Origin of the sequence: Paraburkholderia sp. DD10 (assembly GCF_049177125.1) — a bacterium.
Lineage (GTDB): Bacteria > Pseudomonadota > Gammaproteobacteria > Burkholderiales > Burkholderiaceae > Paraburkholderia > Paraburkholderia terricola.
Genome location: NZ_CP185393.1, coordinates 1,630,331 through 1,649,697, shown reverse-complemented (window position 1 = coordinate 1,649,697; position 19,367 = coordinate 1,630,331). Strand labels below are relative to the sequence as shown.

15 protein-coding genes are annotated in these 19,367 nt (G+C 63.7%); 10 read left to right on the top strand and 5 right to left on the bottom strand.

All coding sequences use genetic code 11. The features are described 5' to 3' along the window. Positions 1 to 133 precede the first annotated feature (133 nt). Genes ACOCG7_RS22760 through ACOCG7_RS22740 form a run of 5 tightly spaced genes read left to right on the top strand, consistent with a single transcriptional unit; the run spans position 134 to position 6,011 of the window. Positions 134 to 1,057 carry a homocysteine S-methyltransferase family protein gene (locus ACOCG7_RS22760; protein ID WP_083083489.1) on the top strand — a complete coding sequence of 308 codons (924 nt, stop codon included), beginning with the start codon at positions 134 to 136 and terminating at the stop codon, positions 1,055 to 1,057. Positions 1,058 to 1,100: 43 nt separating this feature from the next. Next, positions 1,101 to 2,678 (top strand): ABC transporter substrate-binding protein, encoded by a 1,578-nt coding sequence (locus tag ACOCG7_RS22755; protein ID WP_083083490.1) that lies wholly within the window; start codon positions 1,101 to 1,103, stop codon positions 2,676 to 2,678. After that, positions 2,663 to 3,670, top strand: coding sequence for an ABC transporter permease (locus ACOCG7_RS22750; RefSeq protein WP_421380114.1), 1,008 nt, complete (start codon positions 2,663 to 2,665; stop codon positions 3,668 to 3,670). The genes ACOCG7_RS22755 and ACOCG7_RS22750 overlap by 16 nt, the downstream gene beginning before the upstream one ends. Beyond that, complete coding sequence (locus ACOCG7_RS22745; RefSeq protein WP_083083492.1) at positions 3,667 to 4,458, top strand: ABC transporter permease; 792 nt, start codon at positions 3,667 to 3,669, stop codon at positions 4,456 to 4,458. Before ACOCG7_RS22750 ends, ACOCG7_RS22745 begins: the two co-directional genes overlap by 4 nt. Next, positions 4,362 to 6,011, top strand: a complete 1,650-nt coding sequence (locus ACOCG7_RS22740) for an ATP-binding cassette domain-containing protein (RefSeq protein WP_143326595.1) — start codon at positions 4,362 to 4,364, stop codon at positions 6,009 to 6,011. Before ACOCG7_RS22745 ends, ACOCG7_RS22740 begins: the two co-directional genes overlap by 97 nt. A 197-nt stretch (positions 6,012 to 6,208) precedes the next feature. Here ACOCG7_RS22740 and groL read toward each other — a convergent pair whose 3' ends face one another. Beyond that, positions 6,209 to 7,849: a chaperonin GroEL gene (groL, locus tag ACOCG7_RS22735; protein WP_083083494.1), complete on the bottom strand. Its 1,641-nt coding sequence runs from the start codon at positions 7,847 to 7,849 to the stop codon at positions 6,209 to 6,211. A gap of 18 nt (positions 7,850 to 7,867) precedes the next feature. Next, a complete protein-coding gene (locus ACOCG7_RS22730) occupies positions 7,868 to 8,158 on the bottom strand; it encodes a co-chaperone GroES (RefSeq protein WP_007177123.1) in 291 nt (96 codons plus the stop codon). 290 nt (positions 8,159 to 8,448) lie between these two features. Here ACOCG7_RS22730 and ACOCG7_RS22725 point away from each other — a divergent pair, with 290 nt between their 5' ends. The 5 genes from ACOCG7_RS22725 to ACOCG7_RS22705 all read left to right on the top strand — a co-directional run bounded on the left by ACOCG7_RS22725 (position 8,449) and on the right by ACOCG7_RS22705 (position 15,187). Beyond that, entirely contained in the window at positions 8,449 to 9,666 is a 1,218-nt protein-coding gene (locus ACOCG7_RS22725; RefSeq protein WP_421380107.1) for an acyl-CoA dehydrogenase family protein, read from the top strand. Positions 9,667 to 9,768: 102 nt separating this feature from the next. After that, on the top strand, positions 9,769 to 11,373 hold the full coding sequence (locus ACOCG7_RS22720; RefSeq protein WP_083083496.1) for an ABC transporter substrate-binding protein: 1,605 nt from the start codon (positions 9,769 to 9,771) through the stop codon (positions 11,371 to 11,373). 13 nt (positions 11,374 to 11,386) lie between these two features. Next, entirely contained in the window at positions 11,387 to 12,367 is a 981-nt protein-coding gene (locus ACOCG7_RS22715) for an ABC transporter permease (protein ID WP_083083497.1), read from the top strand. A 53-nt stretch (positions 12,368 to 12,420) separates the two neighbouring features. Further along, complete coding sequence (locus ACOCG7_RS22710; protein ID WP_083083498.1) at positions 12,421 to 13,386, top strand: ABC transporter permease; 966 nt, start codon at positions 12,421 to 12,423, stop codon at positions 13,384 to 13,386. Between the two features lie 73 nt (positions 13,387 to 13,459). Then, the gene (locus ACOCG7_RS22705) at positions 13,460 to 15,187 is read left to right on the top strand and encodes an ABC transporter ATP-binding protein (protein WP_083083499.1); all 1,728 of its coding nucleotides are present in this window, start codon (positions 13,460 to 13,462) and stop codon (positions 15,185 to 15,187) included. A gap of 84 nt (positions 15,188 to 15,271) precedes the next feature. Here the strand turns inward: ACOCG7_RS22705 and ACOCG7_RS22700 are convergent, their stop codons facing one another. Genes ACOCG7_RS22700 through ACOCG7_RS22690 form a run of 3 tightly spaced genes read right to left on the bottom strand, consistent with a single transcriptional unit; the run spans position 15,272 to position 19,367 of the window. Beyond that, entirely contained in the window at positions 15,272 to 16,144 is an 873-nt protein-coding gene (locus ACOCG7_RS22700) for a MetQ/NlpA family ABC transporter substrate-binding protein (protein WP_083083500.1), read from the bottom strand. Positions 16,145 to 16,179: 35 nt separating this feature from the next. Further along, positions 16,180 to 17,706 carry an amidase gene (locus ACOCG7_RS22695; RefSeq protein WP_083083501.1) on the bottom strand — a complete coding sequence of 509 codons (1,527 nt, stop codon included), beginning with the start codon at positions 17,704 to 17,706 and terminating at the stop codon, positions 16,180 to 16,182. A 26-nt stretch (positions 17,707 to 17,732) separates the two neighbouring features. Continuing rightward, positions 17,733 to 19,367, bottom strand: coding sequence for an ABC transporter substrate-binding protein (locus tag ACOCG7_RS22690; protein WP_421380100.1), 1,635 nt, complete (start codon positions 19,365 to 19,367; stop codon positions 17,733 to 17,735).

The following is a 19,367-nucleotide window of genomic DNA, read 5'->3' as shown; positions in this document are numbered from 1 at the left end:
CCATAAACGTCCCTAACGTCATTCCGAATACCGAAAAAGTACCCGTTTGCGCTTTGGCATATTCATAGCGCAAACAGTTGGTTCCCCGTATGGCATCCACTCGATAACATCGCTTGCTTTGTGGAGAGCCTCGATGGGAATACGTATTCTGGATGGCGGCATGGGGCGTGAGCTCTTACGGATTGGCGCCCCGTTCCAGCAACCCGAATGGTCGGCGCTAGCCTTGATTCAGGCACCCGGATTCGTACGCACCGCACACGATTCGTTCGTCCGGGCAGGTGCCGACCTCATCACGACCAACTCCTATGCGGTCGTACCGTTTCACATCGGCGAGGAGCGCTTCAGCAAGGACGGTCTGAGGCTGGCTGCGCTTGCGGGGAAATTGGCCCGCGAGGCCGCCGATGCCGGCAGTCAGCCCGTCCAGGTAGCCGGCTCGTTGCCACCGGTGTTCGGCTCTTACCGTCCTGACCTGTTCGATGCGGCGAAGGCGGCTCCGCTGCTCGACACGCTGGTTGAAGGCCTCGCACCGTATGTGGATATCTGGCTCGGCGAGACACTGAGCTCCACCGCCGAGGCCAAAGCAATCCATGCGGCGTTGAATGGCGACTCGCGCCCTTTGTGGCTGTCGTTCACTCTCGACGACACGGCGGATATCGACGCCATTGTCCGTGGCGATGCAACACCTACCTTGCGCTCGGGAGAAACCATCGAGACGGCGTTTGCCGTGGCGGCTTCGCTTGGCGTGCAGGCTTTTCTCTTCAACTGCAGCCAGGCCGAGATCATGGAAGCCGCGGTACGCCGCGCGCGTGCAATTCGGGACGCCTCGCCGCGTGACATCGCGTTGGGTGTGTATGCGAACACGTTCGTGCCGGAACGGCAGCGTGGCCCCGCCAACTCCGGGCTGAGTGCACTTCGCGAAGATCTGCAACCGGAAGGCTACGCCGCATTCGCGCGACGCTGGGCCGATGCTGGCGCATCGATCATCGGTGGCTGCTGCGGGATTGGGCCTGAGCACATCGCGCTTCTCTCGCACGCGCTTCGCGCGGAATTCCACTGATATCCATCGCGGCCTCTCTCCTTCATTTCCTGTCTGGATCACCATGCCATTCGATCATTCCGATGAGATCTCCTCGCCTCATGAAGGCTTGACACGTCGCCGTTTCCTGCAATTGGCGGGTAGCACCGCTGCGTCGCTTTCCGGCTCTGCATTGTTTGGCTCGCGGGCGTATGCGGCCGAAACGCCCAAACGCGGCGGTCATCTGATACTCGGTATCGACACCGCGTCGAGCAGCGACCGCCTCGACCCGGCATTCTATTTCGAAGAATTCATGTACAACGTCGGGCGTCAGGTGTTCAACACGCTGACCGATCTGAACGACGACGGTTCGTTGCGCGCAGGACTTGCGCAAAGCTGGGAAAGCCGGGCCAACGCGCAGACATGGATCATCAAGCTGCGTAGCGGCGTGCAGTTTCATAACGGCAAAACACTCGAGCCCGCCGATGTCGTGTACTCGCTCGATCACCACCGCGGCAAGGATTCGCAATCGGCGGCCAAGGCGTATCTGGACCCGGTCAAGGAAATCGCGATTACCGGTCCGTTGGAGCTCACGTTCAAGCTCGATTCTCCCAATGTCGACTTTCCCTACCTGCTAGGCGACGTCCATTTCGGCATCACGCCCAAGGGCGCGGATTTCGACAAGGGCATTGGCACCGGTGCCTATATTCTCGAAAAATTCCAGCCGGGCGTGCGGGTGCTGACGCGGCGCAACCCGAACTACTGGGACTCGGGTCGAGGCTTCGTGGACTCGGTCGAAACCGTCGCCTACAACGATAGCGCCGCGCGTGTGGCTGCGCTGATGAGCGGTTCGGTCCATCTGATCAACCGGGTCGAGCCGCGTCTCGCAAAACGTCTTGAATCTGTCTCGGCCATCCGTCTCTATCGCGCGCGCGATACCAACAACATTCTGTTTCCCATGCTCGCGGACCAGTCGCCGTTCAGCAATAACGACGTGCGTACGGCGCTGAAATATGCGATTGATCGCGAGCAACTGCGTACGTCGCTGCTGGGCGGCTATGGCTCGGTCGCGAACGACAATCCGCTGTTCCCGTCGAATCGCTTCTATACGACCGACGTTCCGAAACATACGTACGATCCCGACAAGGCGAAGTTCTACTGGAACAAGTCCGGCGTCACGCAGCCGGTCGTCCTTTCGGCCGCCGACGGCGCAACGTTCGCGGGTGCTGTGTCGGCCGCCGAGTTGTATCAGAGCTCTGCCAGCAAGGCGCAAATTCCGTTCAAGGTCAACCGTGTTCCCGCCGACGGCTACTGGACCCAGGTCTGGATGAAGCAACCCTTTTGCGCGTCGTCGTGGGCCAACCGCCCGACCGCCGACGCTTATCTGTCGATGATCTGCGTATCCGGCGCGCCCTGGAACGAGTCGCGCTGGAAAGATCCGGCGTTCGACAAACTGGTCGCCGCGGCCCGTTCAGAAAGCAATGACGCCCGCCGCAAGCAGATCTATCACGACATTCAGGTGTTGTACGCGCAACAGGGCGCCTCGGTGATTCCGCTTTACCAGGACTCGTTGCGCGCCTCGCGTTCAAACCTGAAAGGCTATGCCGACATTCCCGGCGAAGTGGGATCGCGCGCAGCGGAAAAAGTATGGTTCGCCAGCTGAGCGCAGCACTGCCCAGGCGGACGGCTTTCGGCAGCCGTTCGCCGCTGCTGCGTCTATTCGTGCAACGCGTCGTGCAGGGCATCGTGACCTTGTTTGCCGCAGTCACGCTGATCTTCGCGGGGACGAACCTGCTGCCGGGGAATATCGCGGCGACGATGCTCGGGCAGAGCGCGACGCCTTCGGCCGTTCACGCGATGGAGCGTGAACTCGGCCTCGATCAGCCCGTGCTGGTGCGTTACGGCCGCTGGCTCGGCGGCATCGCGCGCGGCGACTTTGGCAACAGCTATACGACGCGCGTGCCGGTTGCCGAGGCTATCGAGCCGCGCCTCGTCTACACGCTGGTGCTGGCTGCCGCCGCTGCGCTGATTGCGGTGCCGCTTTCGCTCGTTCTCGGCATGCTGGCCGTGCTGAGGCAGGGTGGCTGGATAGACCGCTGTATCGTCGCCGGAATGCGGTTGTCGGTCGCGCTGCCGGAATTTTTCGTCGGCTATCTGCTGATCGCGCTTTTTTCCGTCTCGCTGCAATGGCTGCCGAGCAGCGCGGCCGACGCGGCAAGCGGCACGGCGAGCGCGTGGCTGACGAGCCTCGCGCTGCCTTGCGCGGCACTCGTGCTTGCCATTCTCGGCCATATGACCAGCATGACGCGCGCGGCGCTAATCGACGTGATGGCACAGCCGTTCGTCGAAATGGCGCGACTCAAGGGCCTGCCCCACGGCCGCGTGATCCTCCGGCATGCGCTGCCGAATGCGATCGCGCCGATTGTCAGCATCATCGCGCTGAACCTCGCGTATCTGACGGTGGGCGCCGTGGTGGTGGAGACCATCTTCGTCTATCCCGGACTCGGACAATACATGGTCGACAGCGTCGTGAAACGCGACGTCCCGGCCGTCCAGGCTTGCGGCGTGATCTTCGGCGCCTTGTACGTCGGGCTCAACCTGTTTGCCGATCTCGTGGCGATCGGCGCCAATCCTCGTCTGAGACATCCACGATGAAACGCAGGCCTTATTCGTCGCTCGCGTTTCTGCTGCTGTGCGCATTGCTGGTGGTTGCCGCGCCGTGGGCCGCGCGCCACGGGCTCAACGATATCGTGGGCGGCAATTGGGACGGTCCGTCGTCGCAGGCATGGCTCGGCACCGACAATCTCGGTCGCGACGCGTGGTCGCGGCTGGTCTACGGCACCCGGACCACACTCGCGCTGGCGGCCGTGTCGACGGCGCTGGCGTTCGCCAGCGGCGGCGTTCTCGGGTTGCTCGCGGGGGTGCTGGGCGGCTGGCTGGACGCCGTCCTGTCGCGCGGCAACGATGTATTGATGTCAATTCCCACACTGATCTTCGCGCTGGTGGTGTTGTCCGTCGTGCCGCCGGGCGCGGCGACCGTGTGTCTGGTGGTTGCCGTGCTGGAAGCAATGCGGATCTTCCGCGTGACACGCTCGCTGGCCGCAGGCGCCGCCGCGCTGGATTATGTCGAAGTGGCGCGGCTGCGCGGTGAGGGCGTGGTTGCACTGATCTTTCGCGAGGTGTTGCCGAACATCGCGCGTCCGCTCATCGCCGAGTTCGGTTTGCGCATTGTGTTCGCCGTGTTGCTGATTTCGACGCTGTCGTTTCTTGGACTCGGTTTGCAGCCACCCGCAACCGATTGGGGAAGTCTTGCGAAGGAGAACAAGGACGGGGTGCTGTTCGGCGTGTGGGCCGCATTGATTCCTGGTGCGGCAATTGGCCTCCTGAGCCTGAGCATCAATGCCGTACTCGACTGGATGGCACAGCGGAGAAAGCCGCTATGAGCGATATCGTTCTGGAAGCCGTGCAACTGTCGGTCGATGCGCATGGCGCGGATGGCCAGTTGCGGCGCGTGCTCGATAACGTGTCATTTGCGCTCCCGCGTAACAGCGTGCTGGGTGTGATCGGCGAATCGGGCGCGGGCAAGTCGACGCTCGGGCTCGCCGCACTCGGTCATTTCCGCAACGGCCTGCGGCCGTCGGCCGGGCGGCTCCTGTTGGGCGGAGTCGATATGCTGACGCTGTCCGAACGGCGCACGCGAGAGCTGCGCGGCGCGCGAATAGCATATGTCGCGCAGGCGGCGGCGTCCGCTTTCACGCCGTCGGGCAAGCTGATCGATCAGGTGATCGAAACCGCGCTCGTCCGGCGGCTGCTGACAAAACGTGACGCGGTGAAGCGCGCAATCGAGCTGTTCGCGCTGCTGGGGCTGCCCGAACCTGAGCGATTCGGTGAGCGTTATCCGCATCAGGTGTCGGGCGGCCAGTTACAACGCGCAATGACGGCGATGGCGCTGTGTGCTTCGCCAGAAGTGATCGTGTTCGACGAGCCGACCACCGCGCTCGACGCCGCGACCCGCGATCAGGTGCTGGCGACCATCTCTCACGCGCTGCGCGCCACCGGCACCTCGGCGGTTTATATCAGCCACGATTTGCCTGTTGTGGCAAGAGTCGCCGATCAGCTACTGGTGTTACGCGACGGACGCACAGTCGAATATGGACCGAAGCGAACTATCGTCGATGCACCCCGCGATCCGTACACCAAGCGGTTATTGAACGCGTCCATGCTGGCTCGCGAGCCTGACGCCACGGTGCCCCACGTTAGACCCGCGTTGGCGGTCGAGGCGATCTCGGCGCGTTATCGTGACGGCGCACAGGTGCTGCGCGATGTTTCGTTCGAAGTGCAAGCGGGTCGCACACTGGCGGTCGTGGGCCGCTCCGGCTCGGGAAAGTCCAGTCTCGCACGCGTGGTCACCGGCTTGCTGAGGCCCGACCAGGGGCGCGTGTGGGTCGACGGCGCGCCGATGCCGCCGGATGTCCGCGCACGCAGCCGGGAGCAGTTGCGTGCCGTGCAACTCATACATCAACTGCCCGATCTTGCGCTGAATCCGGCCCACACGGTCCGGGAGACGATCGGCCGTCCGTTGAATTTCTATTTCGGTATGCGTGGTGTGAAGCGCGAGCGCCGGATCGCGGAACTCGCCGAACAGGTGGAATTGTCTGCTGACCTGCTCGAGCGTTATCCGCATCAACTGTCCGGCGGGCAAAAACAGCGTGTCTGCATTGCCCGTGCATTTGCGGCTGAGCCAAAAATTCTGGTCTGTGACGAACCTACCTCGGCTCTCGACCCACTGGTTGCACAGAGCGTGCTGGGCTTATTCGTGCGACTGCAACGCGAGTCGGGGATTGCGATGCTGTTCATCACCCACGACCTGGAGAATGTGCGGGCGGTGGCGGATGCTGTCCTGTCGATCGAGAAGGGGGTGGCGAGCTATGTCGATCCGTTTTCACAGCAAGGGTTCTTCGACGAGACTGAGTTCAGGATTGCGGCGAAGAATTGAACTGACGCATTGCTAGTCTGAAGGGACGGGTACGTGCGCTCGAAGGGCGCATTCGGTCTGGCTGCGCTGCCGGGTCCGTCCGTCCGCCTGGAAGGGCTTAGGGCAGATTGCCACGCTGGCGGGCCGGCGCGCTGTGAAGCGGACGCCGGCCCCGCGCTTCTGCTTAACCGCCTGGCGTGAGGCGCTGGGTCGAATGATTAGAAATCGAGTCCCGGGCCACCGGCGCCAGGACCGCCCGGCTGACCCGCGACCGGCGTATCCTTCGGTGCTTCGTGAACTGTTGCGTCGGTGGTCAGCAGCAGCCCGGCAACGGAGGCCGCGTTCTGCAGTGCGGTGCGCGTGACCTTGGTCGGATCGAGCACGCCCGACTCGACCAGATCGCCGTATTCGCCGGTCTGTGCGTTGTAGCCGAAATTACCCGTGCCTTCCGCGACCTTCGCGACGACCACGCTCGCTTCTTCGCCGGCATTCGTGACGATCTGGCGCAGCGGTTCTTCGAGCGCGCGCAACACGATCTTGATACCCGCGTCCTGATCGGCATTCACGCCCTTCAGGCCGCTAATCGCCTGCTTCACGCGAATCAGTGCCACGCCGCCGCCAGGCACGATGCCTTCTTCGACGGCTGCGCGCGTGGCATGCAGTGCGTCGTCGACACGGTCTTTCTTTTCCTTGACCTCGATTTCGGTTGCGCCGCCCACCTTGATGACCGCGACGCCGCCAGCCAGCTTCGCTACGCGTTCCTGCAGCTTTTCGCGGTCGTAGTCGGAAGTCGCTTCCTCGATCTGCACACGGATCTGCTTGACGCGCGCTTCGATATTCTTGCTGTCGCCAGCGCCGTCGATGACAGTGGTGTTTTCCTTCCCGACTTCGATGCGCTTGGCCTGACCCAGTTCGGCGAGCGTCGCTTTATCGAGCGACAGGCCGGTTTCTTCCGCGATCACCTGACCGCCGGTCAGGATCGCGATGTCTTCCAGCAGCGCCTTGCGACGATCGCCGAAGCCCGGCGCCTTGACCGCGACCGTCTTGAGAATGCCGCGAATGTTGTTCACCACCAGCGTGGCCAGCGCTTCGCCTTCCACGTCTTCTGCGATGATCAGTAGCGGGCGGCCGGCTTTGGCGACCTGTTCGAGAATCGGCAGCAGATCGCGGATATTCGACACTTTCTTGTCGTGCAGCAGCACGAACGGGTTATCGAGCACCGCAACCTGTTTGTCCTGATCGTTGATGAAATACGGCGACAGGTAGCCGCGATCGAACTGCAGACCTTCCACCACGTCGAGCTCGTCGTCGAGCGACTTGCCGTCTTCTACCGTGATGACGCCTTCCTTGCCGACACGGTCGATCGCTTCCGCGATACGCTGACCGATCGACTCTTCGCCGTTGGCCGAAATGGTCGCGACCTGAGCGATTTCCTTGCTGGTGGTGGTCGGCTTGCTGATCTTCTTCAGCTCGTCGATCGCGGCGATCACCGCCTTGTCGATACCGCGCTTCAGATCCAACGGATTGAGGCCCGCCGCCACGTATTTCTGGCCTTCGCGCACGATCGCCTGAGCAAGCACGGTCGCCGTCGTCGTGCCGTCGCCGGCCGCGTCGCTGGTGCGCGAGGCGACTTCTTTAACCAGCTGTGCGCCGATGTTCTGCACGCGATCCGACAATTCGATTTCCTTCGCGACCGACACACCGTCCTTGGTGACGATGGGCGCGCCGAAGCTGCGTTCGAGTACCACGTTACGGCCTTTCGGGCCCAAGGTGACTTTCACCGCATTCGCGAGGATGTTCACGCCTTCAACCAGCCGCGAGCGGGCGATGTCGCTAAAAATGATTTCTTTTGCTGCCATGGTTAGACGCTCTGTTCGTTATTGAGTGACGACTGCGACGACATCTTCTTCGCGCAGTACCAGCAGTTCATTGCCGTCGACTTTGACCGACTGCCCGGCGTATTTGCCGAACAGTACGCGTTCGCCCACTTTCAGATCGGGTTCGATGCGCTTGCCGTCGCTGTCGCGTTTGCCCGGCCCGATGGCGATCACTTCGCCCTGGTCGGGTTTTTCCGCGGCGCTTTCCGGAATGACGATGCCCGAAGCAGTTTTGGTTTCCTGGTCGAGACGCTTGACGATCAGACGGTCATGCAAGGGACGTAGGCTCATGGTTCTATTTCCACGGTTAAATTCTGGCACTCGTCGTTGGTGAGTGCTGACCGGAAGCGAGTATAGAAATGTGGCGGCCGTTGCTCCAATAACGGATTCATCGATCCTTATCCACAATTTGCATTTCACAATAGCGTGTATCCATAGCTCAATTCGCTGGTTTTGCGCGGAGGGCCGCATCCCTATACTGGTCCGTCGAATCGGCACGTCCTTTCGAGACGCCGCATTGTTCACCCACCTCAAATAGTCGGATCGAAATCGATCCGTGTGCTTTTACAAGGAATCAACGCATGCAGGTTTCTCAGGACGCCACCGCGCGCGCACGGCTCGATGCCGCACTTGCCGGGTTGCCGGCGTTGGCGCAGGCGATTGGCGAAGACGCGGCGCAGCGCGAGGTGCGGCGCGAGTTGCCTTTCCACGGATTCAGGCTGTTTCGTGAATCCGGACTGGGTGTGCTCCGTTTCCCCGTGGAGTGGGGCGGCCTGGGCGGATCGCTGGAAGATCTCTTTCATGTGATCGCTACGCTGGCTGCGCATGAATCGAATGTCGCCCACGCGTTGCGAATTCACTTCGATCAGACCGAGCAATTACTGCTGTCGCCACGTTCTGCTTTCAACGACACGCAGATAGAGCGCATACGGCAGGGGGCAATCTTCGGCGGGGCGTCTACGGAACTGGGTACGTCGAGGCCAGGCGAAATCGTGACGAAGCTCGTGCGCGATGGCGAGCATTTTCGCGTGACGGGCAAAAAGTATTACTCGACCGGCACCGCGTTTGCCGACTATGCACGCATCAACGTGCAGGACCAGAACGACGAGAAGGTGTCGATCGTGGTTCCCGTGTCGCGCGAAGGGTTGCAGGTGGTCGACGACTGGGACGGCATGGGCCAGCGCATGACGGCGAGCGGCAGTCTCGTGCTCGACAACGTGCAGGTGCACTCCGACGAGATTGCGACGCGCGGCTATACGACGCTCGCCGGCCGGCATGGCAGCGCGGTTCGGCAGTTGCATCTGGTGACTGTGGCGGCGGGGATCGTGCGCAACATCGTCGCCGATGCGCGCCGCTACGTGACGCAATTCGGCCGCCCGGTGCTGCATAGCCCGGCGCCCTCGGCACGCGAAGACGGCTTCGTGCAACAGGTGGTGGGCGATCTCGCGGCGCACAGCCTGGCGATCGACGCGCTGGTCGCGGCCAACGCGCGCACGCTCGACCGCTCGGCGAATGCGATCCACAGCGGCGCGGCGAATGCTGAAGAGCTGGTGCTGGAAGGCGCGCTCGCCACCGCCAAGACACAACTCGTGGTCAGCAAGCTAGCGCTTTATGCGGGCGAGCGTCTGTTCGAGATTGGCGGCGCATCGGCCACCGGCCGCGCGCACAACTTCGATCGCCATTGGCGCAATCTGCGCACGATCTTCAGTCACAACCCATTGCTGCACAAGGCGCGCGTGATTGGCGACTACGAGCTGAACGGCGTGACGACCCACCTGACCGAGGGTCGGGTGTTCTAACGCGCTTGCATTCATCCACACGCTGTTTAGCGCATTGCAACTTTCTTCAGCATTCCATTCGGCCGGCACGGCCCGCGATATCGGTAAAAGGATCTGGATTACATGGCACGGTTGAATCGACGCAAATTTCTTGTTTCATCCGGCGCGGCGCTCGCAGCGGCGGGCCTCCCGGTGCTGGCGCTTGCCCAGGGCGAGGCCGCCACACCAAAGCGGGGCGGTACGCTGAACATGTTGATCAATCCCGAACCGCCGGTACTCGTGTCGATCTTTCAGACCACCGGGCCCGCGCTCGTCGCGAGTTCCAAGGTGCTGGAAGGTTTGCTGGCCTACGACTTCGACCTGCGCCCGAAGCCGCAATTGGCCACGGCGTGGTCCGTCAGCCCGGACGGACTGAAGTACACCTTCACGCTGCGGCAGAACGTGAAATGGCATGACGGTCAACCGTTCACGTCGGCCGACGTCGCTTTCTCGATCGATCTGCTCAAATCGGTGCATCCGCGCGGCCGCAGCACCTTCGCGAACGTGACGAGCGTGGCCACGCCCGATGCGCGCACCGCGGTGATCGAACTGTCGAAGCCGGCGCCGTATCTGTTGAAAGCGCTCTCCGCCGGCGAATCGCCTATCGTGCCCAAGCATCTGTATGCGCAGGGCGATCCGCTGTCGAATCCGCACAACAACGCGCCGATCGGTACCGGACCGTTCCGTTTCAAATCGTGGACGCGCGGCTCGAACATCGTCTATGAGCGCAATCCGGACTACTGGGATGCGGGCAAACCGTACATAGACGGCCTCGTGTTCAAGGTGATTCCCGACGCCGCCGCGCGTTCGGCGGCGTTCGAAACCGGCGCGCTCGATCTGGGCGGCGAAAATCCGGTGCCCCTCACGGATCTGCCGCGCCTCACGCAATTGCCGCGACTGGTGGTCGAAACACGCGGCTATCGCTTTCTGGAGCCGCTCGCCGAGATCGACTTCAACCTCGATCATCCGATCCTCAAAGACCTGCGCGTGCGCCAGGCCATCGCGCATGCGATCAATCCGCAGGTCGTGCAGCGCACGGTGGCCTACGGCTATGCCGATCTGTCGCCCACGCCGATCACGCCGGGCTCGCCGTATCACGACGCCGGGCTCGCGCCGTATGCGTTCGATATCGGCGACGCGGAGAAACTGCTCGACGCGGCCGGCTATCCGCGCAAAGACGGCGGCGTGCGCTTCCGTTTGACGCACGACTTCCTGCCTTACGGCGACATGTACCGGCGCCAGGCCGATTACGTCAAATCCGCTCTGGCGCGTGTCGGCATCGACGTCACGGTGCGTTCGCAGGATCTGCCCGCGTTTTTGAAGCGCGTGTACGCGGATCGCCAGTTCGATTTCACCAGCATCGGCGTGAATACGCTGTTCGATCCGAGCGTGGGCGTTCAGCGTCTCTACTGGTCAAAGAATATCCGTCCAGGTGTGCCGTTTTCGAATGCGCCGCATTACAGCAATCCCGAGGTCGATCGTCTGCTCGAAAGCGCCGCGGTCGAAACCGACGAGAGCAAACGCGTGGTGCTGTATCAGCAGTTCCAGCAGATCGTCTATCGCGATCTGCCGATTCTCAACCTGGTCGCGCCGCGCATGATCACGCTGGCGAACCGGCGGGTTCATAACCACACGGTGTCCGCGCAAGGCCTCGAAGGCAATCTCGCGGACGTCTATCTGAGCGCATGACAGGAGCCGCACGATGAGTCGAGGTCTGCGTTTTGGTGCGCTTCTCCGGCGAACCGCGTGGCAGGCGTTGCCGACGGTGATCGGCATCGTGATCCTGAACTTCTTTCTGCTCAAGCTGATGCCGGGCGACGCCGCCGACGTGCTCGCCGGCGAGTCCGGTTCGGCGACCGTGGAAACCATGCAGGTGCTGCGCGCGAAGTTCGGGCTCGACCAGCCGGTGCTGCATCAGTTGTGGTCGTATCTGACGCATCTGTCGCACTTCAGCCTGGGCTATTCGCCGCGCTACGACATGCCGGTGATGCAGTTGATCCTGTCGCGCTTGCCCAATACGTTGCTGCTGATGGGCGTGGCGTTGTCGTTCGCGATCGTGACCGGCCTGGTGCTCGGCGCGGTGATGGCGCATTGGGCCGGCAAGTGGCCGGACCGTGTGCTCTCGGTGCTGGCCCTGCTGTTCTATTCGACGCCGGGCTTCTGGATCGGGCTGCTCGCCATCGTGCTGTTTTCGGTGCATCTGGGCTGGCTGCCGAGCGGCGGCAACCTCACGCTCGGGGTACAGCTGCACGGCTTTGCCTATTTCGCCGATGTGGCCCGCCACGTGCTGCTGCCGGCCGCGACGCTGGCCACCTTCTTCGTCGCGATCTACGCACGGCTCACGCGGGCCGCGATGCTGGAGGTGCAGCGCCAGGACTTCGTGCGCACCGCGCAGGCCAAGGGGCTGCACCCGTGGCGTGTCACGGTGCGCCATGTGCTGCGCAATGCGCTGATGCCGCTCACGACCATCGTCGGGATTCATTTCGGCACCTTGCTGGGTGGCGCTGCCGTGACCGAGACGGTGTTCAGCTGGCCCGGACTCGGTCGGCTCGCACTCGACGCCGTAATGGCGCGCGATTTCAGCGTGCTGCTCGGCGTGCTGCTGCTGTCGTCGCTGCTCGTGATCATCGCCAATGTGCTGGTCGATCTGCTGCAGGCATGGCTCGACCCCCGCGTCGCGTGAAGGATCGCGTCGACAACCCGGATCGAACTCGCGCTTTTTTCCAAAGGGATGACATGCCTTCCGACTCTTCCAATCTGATTTCCCCGCCGCCCGAACCGGCGGCGTCGCCGTGGCGGCGCCAGTTGGCTGGCACGCTGTTCGGGCTTCGCCGCGGCAACCCGCCCGTCGAGCGTGGAGTGGCCGGGCACGGCGTCTGGCGCGCACTGCTGCGCAATCCGTCGGCGCTCGCCGGTCTCGTGCTGCTCGCCGCTTTCATCGCGCTCGCGCTGAGCGCGGGGCATCTGTTTCCCGGCGATCCGCTCGACATGGTGGCGGCGCCGTTCGAATGGCCTGGCACGGACGCGCAATACCGGTTCGGCACCGATTCGCTCGGACGCGACGTGGCGGCGGGCATTGCGCACGGCACGCGCGTGTCGCTGCTGATCGGCGCGGTGTCGGCCGGGATCGGGCTCGTGATCGGCACACTGGTCGGCGCGACGGGTGGTTTCTTCGGCGGCGTGATCGACGATGTGCTGGTGCGTATCACGGAACTCTTTCAAACCGTGCCGTCCTTTCTGCTGGTGATCGTGATCGTCGCGATCGGCCGGCCGAGTGTGACGGTCATTGCGCTTGCCATCGGCATCGCGTCATGGCCGACCGTTGCGCGGATCGTGCGCGCGGAATTCCGCTCGCTGCGCCGGGCGGACTTCGTGCTCGCCGCGCGCAGCCAGGGGTTCAGCAACGCGCGGATCATCTTTGGCGAGATTTTGCCGAACGCCTTGCCGCCCGTGATCGTCACCGCTTCGGTGATGGTGGCGAGCGCGATTCTGATCGAGTCGTCGCTGTCGTTTCTCGGCATGGGCGACCCGAACGTGGTCAGTTGGGGCGGCATGATCGGCGCCGGGCGCGATTCGCTGCGCACCGCCTGGTATCTGACCGCGATTCCGGGCGCGGCGATCGTGCTTTCGGTGCTGGCGCTGAACCTGCTGGGCGACGGCCTGAACGACGCGCTCAATCCGCGTCTGCGCGAACGCGCCTGAGTTCTATCCGGCTGAGACGGCGGGCGCAGCACGCGGCCTGCCGCCCGGCCGACAACGTATCCGGGGATGAACAGTGGCAAACCTGCTTGAAGTGCGCGACCTTCGCGTAAGTTTCGGCGCGCATCAGGCCGTGCGCGGCCTGAGTTTCGATATCGCGCAAGGCGAGACACTGGCGCTGGTCGGTGAGTCGGGTTGCGGTAAATCGGCGACGGCGCTTTCGCTGATGCGGCTCGTGCCCACACCGGGACGGGTGACGGGCAGCCTGTGTTTCGACGGCCGCGAGCTGCTCGATGTGCCGCCGCGCGAGATTCGCGACATTCGCGGCCGGCAGATCTCAATGATCTTCCAGGAGCCGATGACGTCGCTCAATCCGGTGCTGTCGATCGGCGCGCAAATCGTCGAGACATTGCGCCAGCATGAGAGCCTCTCGAAAGCGGCGGCACTCAAGCGCGCGGTCGAGTTGCTCGAACTGGTGCAGATCCCCGATCCGCAGCGGCGCGTGTTCGATTATCCGCACGAGCTTTCCGGTGGCCAGCGTCAACGGGTGATGATCGCGATGGCAGTGGCCTGCCGGCCGCGCCTGCTGATTGCGGACGAGCCGACCACGGCGCTCGACGTTACGATTCAGGCGCATATTCTGGAACTGCTCGACGGCCTGCGGCGCGAACTGTCGATGTCGCTGCTGCTGATCACGCACGATCTCGGCATCGTCGCGCAGCATGCGGACCGCGTCGCGGTCATGCTCGCGGGCGAGAAGGTCGAGGAGGCGCCGGTCGCGCGGCTCTTCACGCAACCGCAGCACCCCTATACGCGGGGTTTGCTCGGGGCGTCGCTCAATCTCGCTGACGATCTGCACTATCGCGGCTGGAAGCTGCCCGAAATCCGCCACGGTATCGGCGAGGACGGCAAGCCGACCTTTGCCGTGGTGCCGCGTTCGGTGCGCAACGGGCAATACGTCGCGGATAAAGAGACGAATGCGCATGCCGGCGGCCCCAACGCCGCAGCCGAAGATGCGCTGTTGCTCGAACTGCAGGACGTGCGGATCGACTACCCGCAACGGCACGGCAAAACCACGCTGCGCGCCGTGGACGGCGTGTCGCTGCAAATCGCTCGCGGTGAGACTGTCGGGCTCGTCGGCGAATCCGGCTGCGGGAAATCCACGCTCTCCAAAGCGATCATGCGGCTCGTGCCCGCCGCGGGCGGCGCCATTCGCTTGCGCGGCACTGATCTCGTGCCGCTGGGCGAGCGCGAGTTGCGGCCGCTGCGCCGACATGTGCAGATGGTGTTTCAGGATCCGTACGCGTCACTCAATCCGCGCCGCACGATCGCGGATATTCTCGATACCGTGCTGGTGGTGAACGGTATCGGCAACGCCCAGCAGCGCCGCACGCGAATCGCCACCATGCTCGATCGGGTCGGCTTGCCCAGCTCGGCGCTCGGCCGCTTTCCGCATGAATTCTCGGGTGGCCAGCGGCAACGCATCGGCATTGCGCGGGCGCTGGTGCTCGAACCGGACCTGCTGATCTGCGACGAACCGGTGTCCGCGCTGGACGTGTCGATTCAGGCACAGATTCTCAATCTGCTGGTGGACCTTAAACGCGATCTCGGGCTGGCGTATCTGTTCATCTCACACGATCTTTCGGTGGTGCGCTATATCGCCGATCGCGTGCATGTGATGCAGGCTGGCCGCATTGTCGAGAGCGGGCATCAGCGGGACATCTGGCGCGCGCCGCAGCACCCTTACACGCGCACGCTGCTCGAGGCGATTCCGGGCCGGACGTTCGACGCGCAGGCCGCCTAGTTCGCGAAGCGAGGCCGCGTGACCGTGTGACTTCGTGGCCTCACGGCGAGGGCGGCAGACGCCCTCGCCGTGTTTCAACCGTTCTTACTCGGTGCCGAAGTATGCCGGCAGGCGAAAGCCGTCGTAGAAACGATTGCCCCGAATCGCGCGCTGGAAGTCCGCGGATTGATACGCCTGCACGATATCCTGCGTCGCGCGGGCGTTGCGGTTCGCGGCCTTTACGACGACCTGGTTGATATACGGCGGCGTCATCTCTTCGAGCGCGAGTGCATCTGTCAGTTTGTGACCACTGAAGATCGCGAAATTGCCCTGAATCGCGGCGTAATCCACGTCTTCGAGCGCGCGTGGCGCCTGTGCCGATTCGAGCGGGACGATCTTGATGCCGGCGGGATTGGCGATCACATCGCGTTCGGTGACATCGACGGGATTCGGGTTCGGCTTGATTCTGATCCAGCCGATGCGCTGCAGTATCTTCAGCGCGCGTTCCAGATTGACCGGATCGTTCGGCACCGCGACGCGGCTGCCGGGTTTGACCTCCGCGAGCGAATGGTGCTTGCTCGAATAGAGTCCCATCGGCGGCGTGGGTACTTGCACCACCCCGACCAGATCGGTCCCGTTGCGATCGTTATACGACTTCAGATAGACCTCGTGCTGCATCACGTCGGCGATGATCTCGCCGCGGTAGACGGCCTGGTTCGCTTCGAGGCCGGTGCTGAACTCCACGTATTTGATCGCGTAGCCTTTCTTGCGCAGTTGCGGTTCGACACCCGCCTTGAATTCGTCGGCATAGGGGCCGGGCACGAAACCGACGCGCAGTTCCTGTGCAGAGGCGTCGCCGTCGGCTGAGTAGGCGAGGTAAGGGATCAGCGCGGAGAAGCCGGCAAGCGTGACGGCTAGCAGAAACGCGCCTGTGACGCGCCGTCGGGCAGATGAGGGTGCTGCAATAGGTCGGGACATGATGGTCGGCGTGCAGGGAATGGGTGACTGAACGGTTATCGGGCAGTGCCCGCCTCATAACCGGGAGGGACGAGAAAGCCGCCATAGGCGTCTTCCAGCAGGCGCGCAAATGCGATCGGCGTACGGTCTTCGAGCCAGGGACCGACGGCTTGCGCACTGACCGGTAGACCATCGTCGTCGAGACCCAATGGGAAACTGGTGGCGGGCAGGCCCGGCAGCACGGGCAAGCCGGCCCAATAGAAGAAGTCGAGGAAGCGCACTTCACGGATGCCGTCTTCGTAAGCCACCGGATAGGTGCGCGCGTCTTTCGGCTCCTCGCGGTTGTGCCGGAATGCGGCTGTCGGCGCCACCGGCGTCACGACGACATCGAACGATTCGAAAAAGCGCTCCCATTGGTGGCGCAATGCATGGCGCTTTTCATCGGCTTTGAGCCAGTCACGGTGCGCGAGCGTGGGGGCGCGCAGCCACGCGGCGTCGGCGCTGTCGTCGTCGGCTGCGAGCGCGGCGAGCCGTTGCCGGGCCGCTTCGCCAGGGACAGGCGGCTCGACGAGCGACGAACCCAGCAGCGTTCTGTACAGCGGATGCGCGCGCGCCAGATCGGGCAGCAGGCCTTCATGAAGATCGGCGGGGCGGCTGATCCGCGCGCCTTGCGTGCGCAAACGCTCGACCACGCGCTCGGTCACGAGGCGCTCCGACAGACTGCGTTCGGTGCCCGGCCACGTGTCGATCACCAGCACGCGAAAATCGGCCAGCCGGGTGTGGCGTGCTTCCGGCAACGTGACTCGCCACGCTTTCGAGGTCAGCGGATCGCGGTTGAGCAGCAGATCGAGCGCGAGTTCGAGGTCGCCGGCGCTGCGCGCGAGCGGTCCGGCCACGCTCAGGTCGCGAGCGGAAAAGCGGCCCGGCGGCGCCCCTGCGCCGCGCAGCGGCACCAGCCCATAACTGGGCTTGTGGCCGTAGGCGCCGGCAAAATGCGCGGGAATGCGAATCGAGCCGCCGATGTCCGAGCCCAGTTCCAGCGCCACGTAGCCTGCCGCCAGCGCTGCCGAAGATCCTCCCGACGAGCCGCCGGGCGTGCGCTCCAGGTCCCACGGATTGCGCGTCAGTCCGTAGACTTCGTTGTAGCTTTGAAGGTCCGCGAGACCTAGCGGCACATTGGTCTTGCCGACGATCACCGCACCGGCTTCACGCAACGCGGCGACGGCAAGCGAATCGCCCTCGGCGCGATTGGTCGCGAAGGCGGGATTGCCGACGCTGGTGACGAGTCCGGCGACATCGAACGACTCTTTCACGGTAACCGGCACGCCGAGCAATGGGCGCCGATCGCCTTGCGCCAGTGCGGCATCCGCCTCGCGGGCCGCGGCGCGCGCCGCTTCGTGATCGTGCGCGACGACGGCATTCAAGGCCCCGTCGAAACGGGCGATGCGCGCAAGGCTATGTTCCAGCAGATCGACGGCCGACACGCGGCCCTCGGCCAGCGCCTGCGCCTGTTCGCGCGCACTCGCGAAAGTCAGTGCGTCGAGAATGGCGGACTTCGGTTCGTCCAGTTGAGGTGAGCTCATGATCGGAATGCCTCGTGTCGAAGTGCTCAGGTTTTCGCCTCGATCCACGTGTCGGAGAAGTCGCCGGCGGTGAGATCGATGCTGTTGTTCAGGTTGTGGACTCTCGCGTGATAGACCTGCAATGCGGAGGGCACCGTGACGAGCGGCAGCACCGGCAGGTCGCGCCCGACGATCTGCTGGATCTGCCGGAACGCCGCCGCGCGCCGGACTTCATCCGTTTCGATGGCCGCCGCGCGAAACAGGTCGTCGACCTGCGGGTTTTGATAGTGCGACGCGTTGATCCAGATGAGCGGATGCTTGACCCCATCCGACCAGTAGATGCGCTGCACGCCGACGGTCGGGTCATATAGCCGGCCGAGCCCGTTCAGGTTCAGATCGAATTCGCGTGCCGTATAGGCACGGCGCAAATAGGTCGGCAGGTCGCCGTCGAGAATCGTCGCTTTCACACCAATGCGCGACAGCGCGGCGCGCAGATAGTCGGCCGCACGCCGGAAATCCGCTCCGCTGATGTAATTGATCTTCAGCGCGAAACGTTGACCGTCGGCCTGTTTCGGATAACCCGCTTCGTCGAGCAGACGGTTCGCGGCGCTCAGGTCGAACGGATAATGAAACGTGCTGTCGTCGTAGTAGTTCGCCAGCACAGCCGGCACCGGCGAGTCGACCAGGCTCGAACGCTTGTAGAAAACATTGTCCCGGATGAAGTTGCGGTCCACCGCATGAGCAATGGCCTTGCGTACCTCCGGCTTCGCGAGTACCGGATTTTCCAGGTTGAATTCGAGGAAGGCTGCGTTGTTCAGATACGCGTCGTAACTGTCGTCGATTTTCAGTTGCGGCAGTGTCGCGAGCCGGCCCAGGTCCGCCAGGCCGACATTCGTCGCCGCATCCACTTCGCCCGTTTCCAGCGCAGCCGAAATGGCTGCCTGATCGGGCACGATCCGATAGATCACGCGGTCGAGATGCGGCACGCCCGGGCGCCAGTAGTTCGGATTCTTGCGCAGACTCACATAACTGCCGCGCACCCATTTGTCGAAGATGAACGGGCCTGTACCCACCGGAGAGGTGAGATTTGGACTCGCGAGCGGATCGCCGTCGCCGTAGCGGTGCTGCGGCACGATCGGCAATTCCGCCGAGGAGAGCGCCTTGATCAGATACGGTGTGGGCTTGCCGAGCACCACGATCGCCGTGAGCGGATCGGGCGTCTCGACCCGCTCGACGTTGGCGAGCGTGATGCGTCCGCGCGGGCCGAGGCGCTTTTGCGTGAGGATCGAGTAGCGGACGTCCGCCGACGTGAAGCTCTCGCCGTCGTGCCACTTCACGCCCGGCCTGAGCCGGAAGGTGTACCGCAGACCGTCCGGGCTGACGTTCCATGCGATCGCGAGCAACGGCTGCGGTCTGAACTGCGCGTCGTAGCGCAGCAGGCCCTCGGTGATCTTGGCGCTGATGTTGCGGATTACCGTGTTGGTGTCGAGCAGGGACACGAGCGACGGCGGCTCCTGTTGCACGGCATAAGTGAGTGTGCCGCCTGATGTCGGTGTGGCGCTTTGGGCGGCCGGCGCGCTCGCAGCCGCTGCTGCTTTCGCGAGGGCCGGCCAACTGCCCGCCGCGCCGGCGGACAGGAATGCCAGCGAAGTCTGCATGAAGTGGCGACGGTCGAAGCTCAT

What these genes read in the sequence shown, in the direction of transcription:
- ACOCG7_RS22700 (WP_083083500.1), bottom strand. Translation starts at nt 16,144, where the DNA reads ATGTCCCGACCTATTGCAGCACCCTCATCTGCCCGACGGCGCGTCACA.
- ACOCG7_RS22690 (WP_421380100.1), bottom strand. Translation starts at nt 19,367, where the DNA reads ATGAGCTTCGACCGTCGCCACTTCATGCAGACTTCGCTGGCATTCCTG.
- ACOCG7_RS22710 (WP_083083498.1), top strand. Translation starts at nt 12,421, where the DNA reads ATGCCTTCCGACTCTTCCAATCTGATTTCCCCGCCGCCCGAACCGGCG.
- ACOCG7_RS22750 (WP_421380114.1), top strand. Translation starts at nt 2,663, where the DNA reads ATGGTTCGCCAGCTGAGCGCAGCACTGCCCAGGCGGACGGCTTTCGGC.
- groL (WP_083083494.1), bottom strand. Translation starts at nt 7,849, where the DNA reads ATGGCAGCAAAAGAAATCATTTTTAGCGACATCGCCCGCTCGCGGCTG.
- ACOCG7_RS22760 (WP_083083489.1), top strand. Translation starts at nt 134, where the DNA reads ATGGGAATACGTATTCTGGATGGCGGCATGGGGCGTGAGCTCTTACGG.
- ACOCG7_RS22695 (WP_083083501.1), bottom strand. Translation starts at nt 17,706, where the DNA reads ATGAGCTCACCTCAACTGGACGAACCGAAGTCCGCCATTCTCGACGCA.
- ACOCG7_RS22745 (WP_083083492.1), top strand. Translation starts at nt 3,667, where the DNA reads ATGAAACGCAGGCCTTATTCGTCGCTCGCGTTTCTGCTGCTGTGCGCA.
- ACOCG7_RS22730 (WP_007177123.1), bottom strand. Translation starts at nt 8,158, where the DNA reads ATGAGCCTACGTCCCTTGCATGACCGTCTGATCGTCAAGCGTCTCGAC.
- ACOCG7_RS22720 (WP_083083496.1), top strand. Translation starts at nt 9,769, where the DNA reads ATGGCACGGTTGAATCGACGCAAATTTCTTGTTTCATCCGGCGCGGCG.
- ACOCG7_RS22755 (WP_083083490.1), top strand. Translation starts at nt 1,101, where the DNA reads ATGCCATTCGATCATTCCGATGAGATCTCCTCGCCTCATGAAGGCTTG.
- ACOCG7_RS22715 (WP_083083497.1), top strand. Translation starts at nt 11,387, where the DNA reads ATGAGTCGAGGTCTGCGTTTTGGTGCGCTTCTCCGGCGAACCGCGTGG.
- ACOCG7_RS22725 (WP_421380107.1), top strand. Translation starts at nt 8,449, where the DNA reads ATGCAGGTTTCTCAGGACGCCACCGCGCGCGCACGGCTCGATGCCGCA.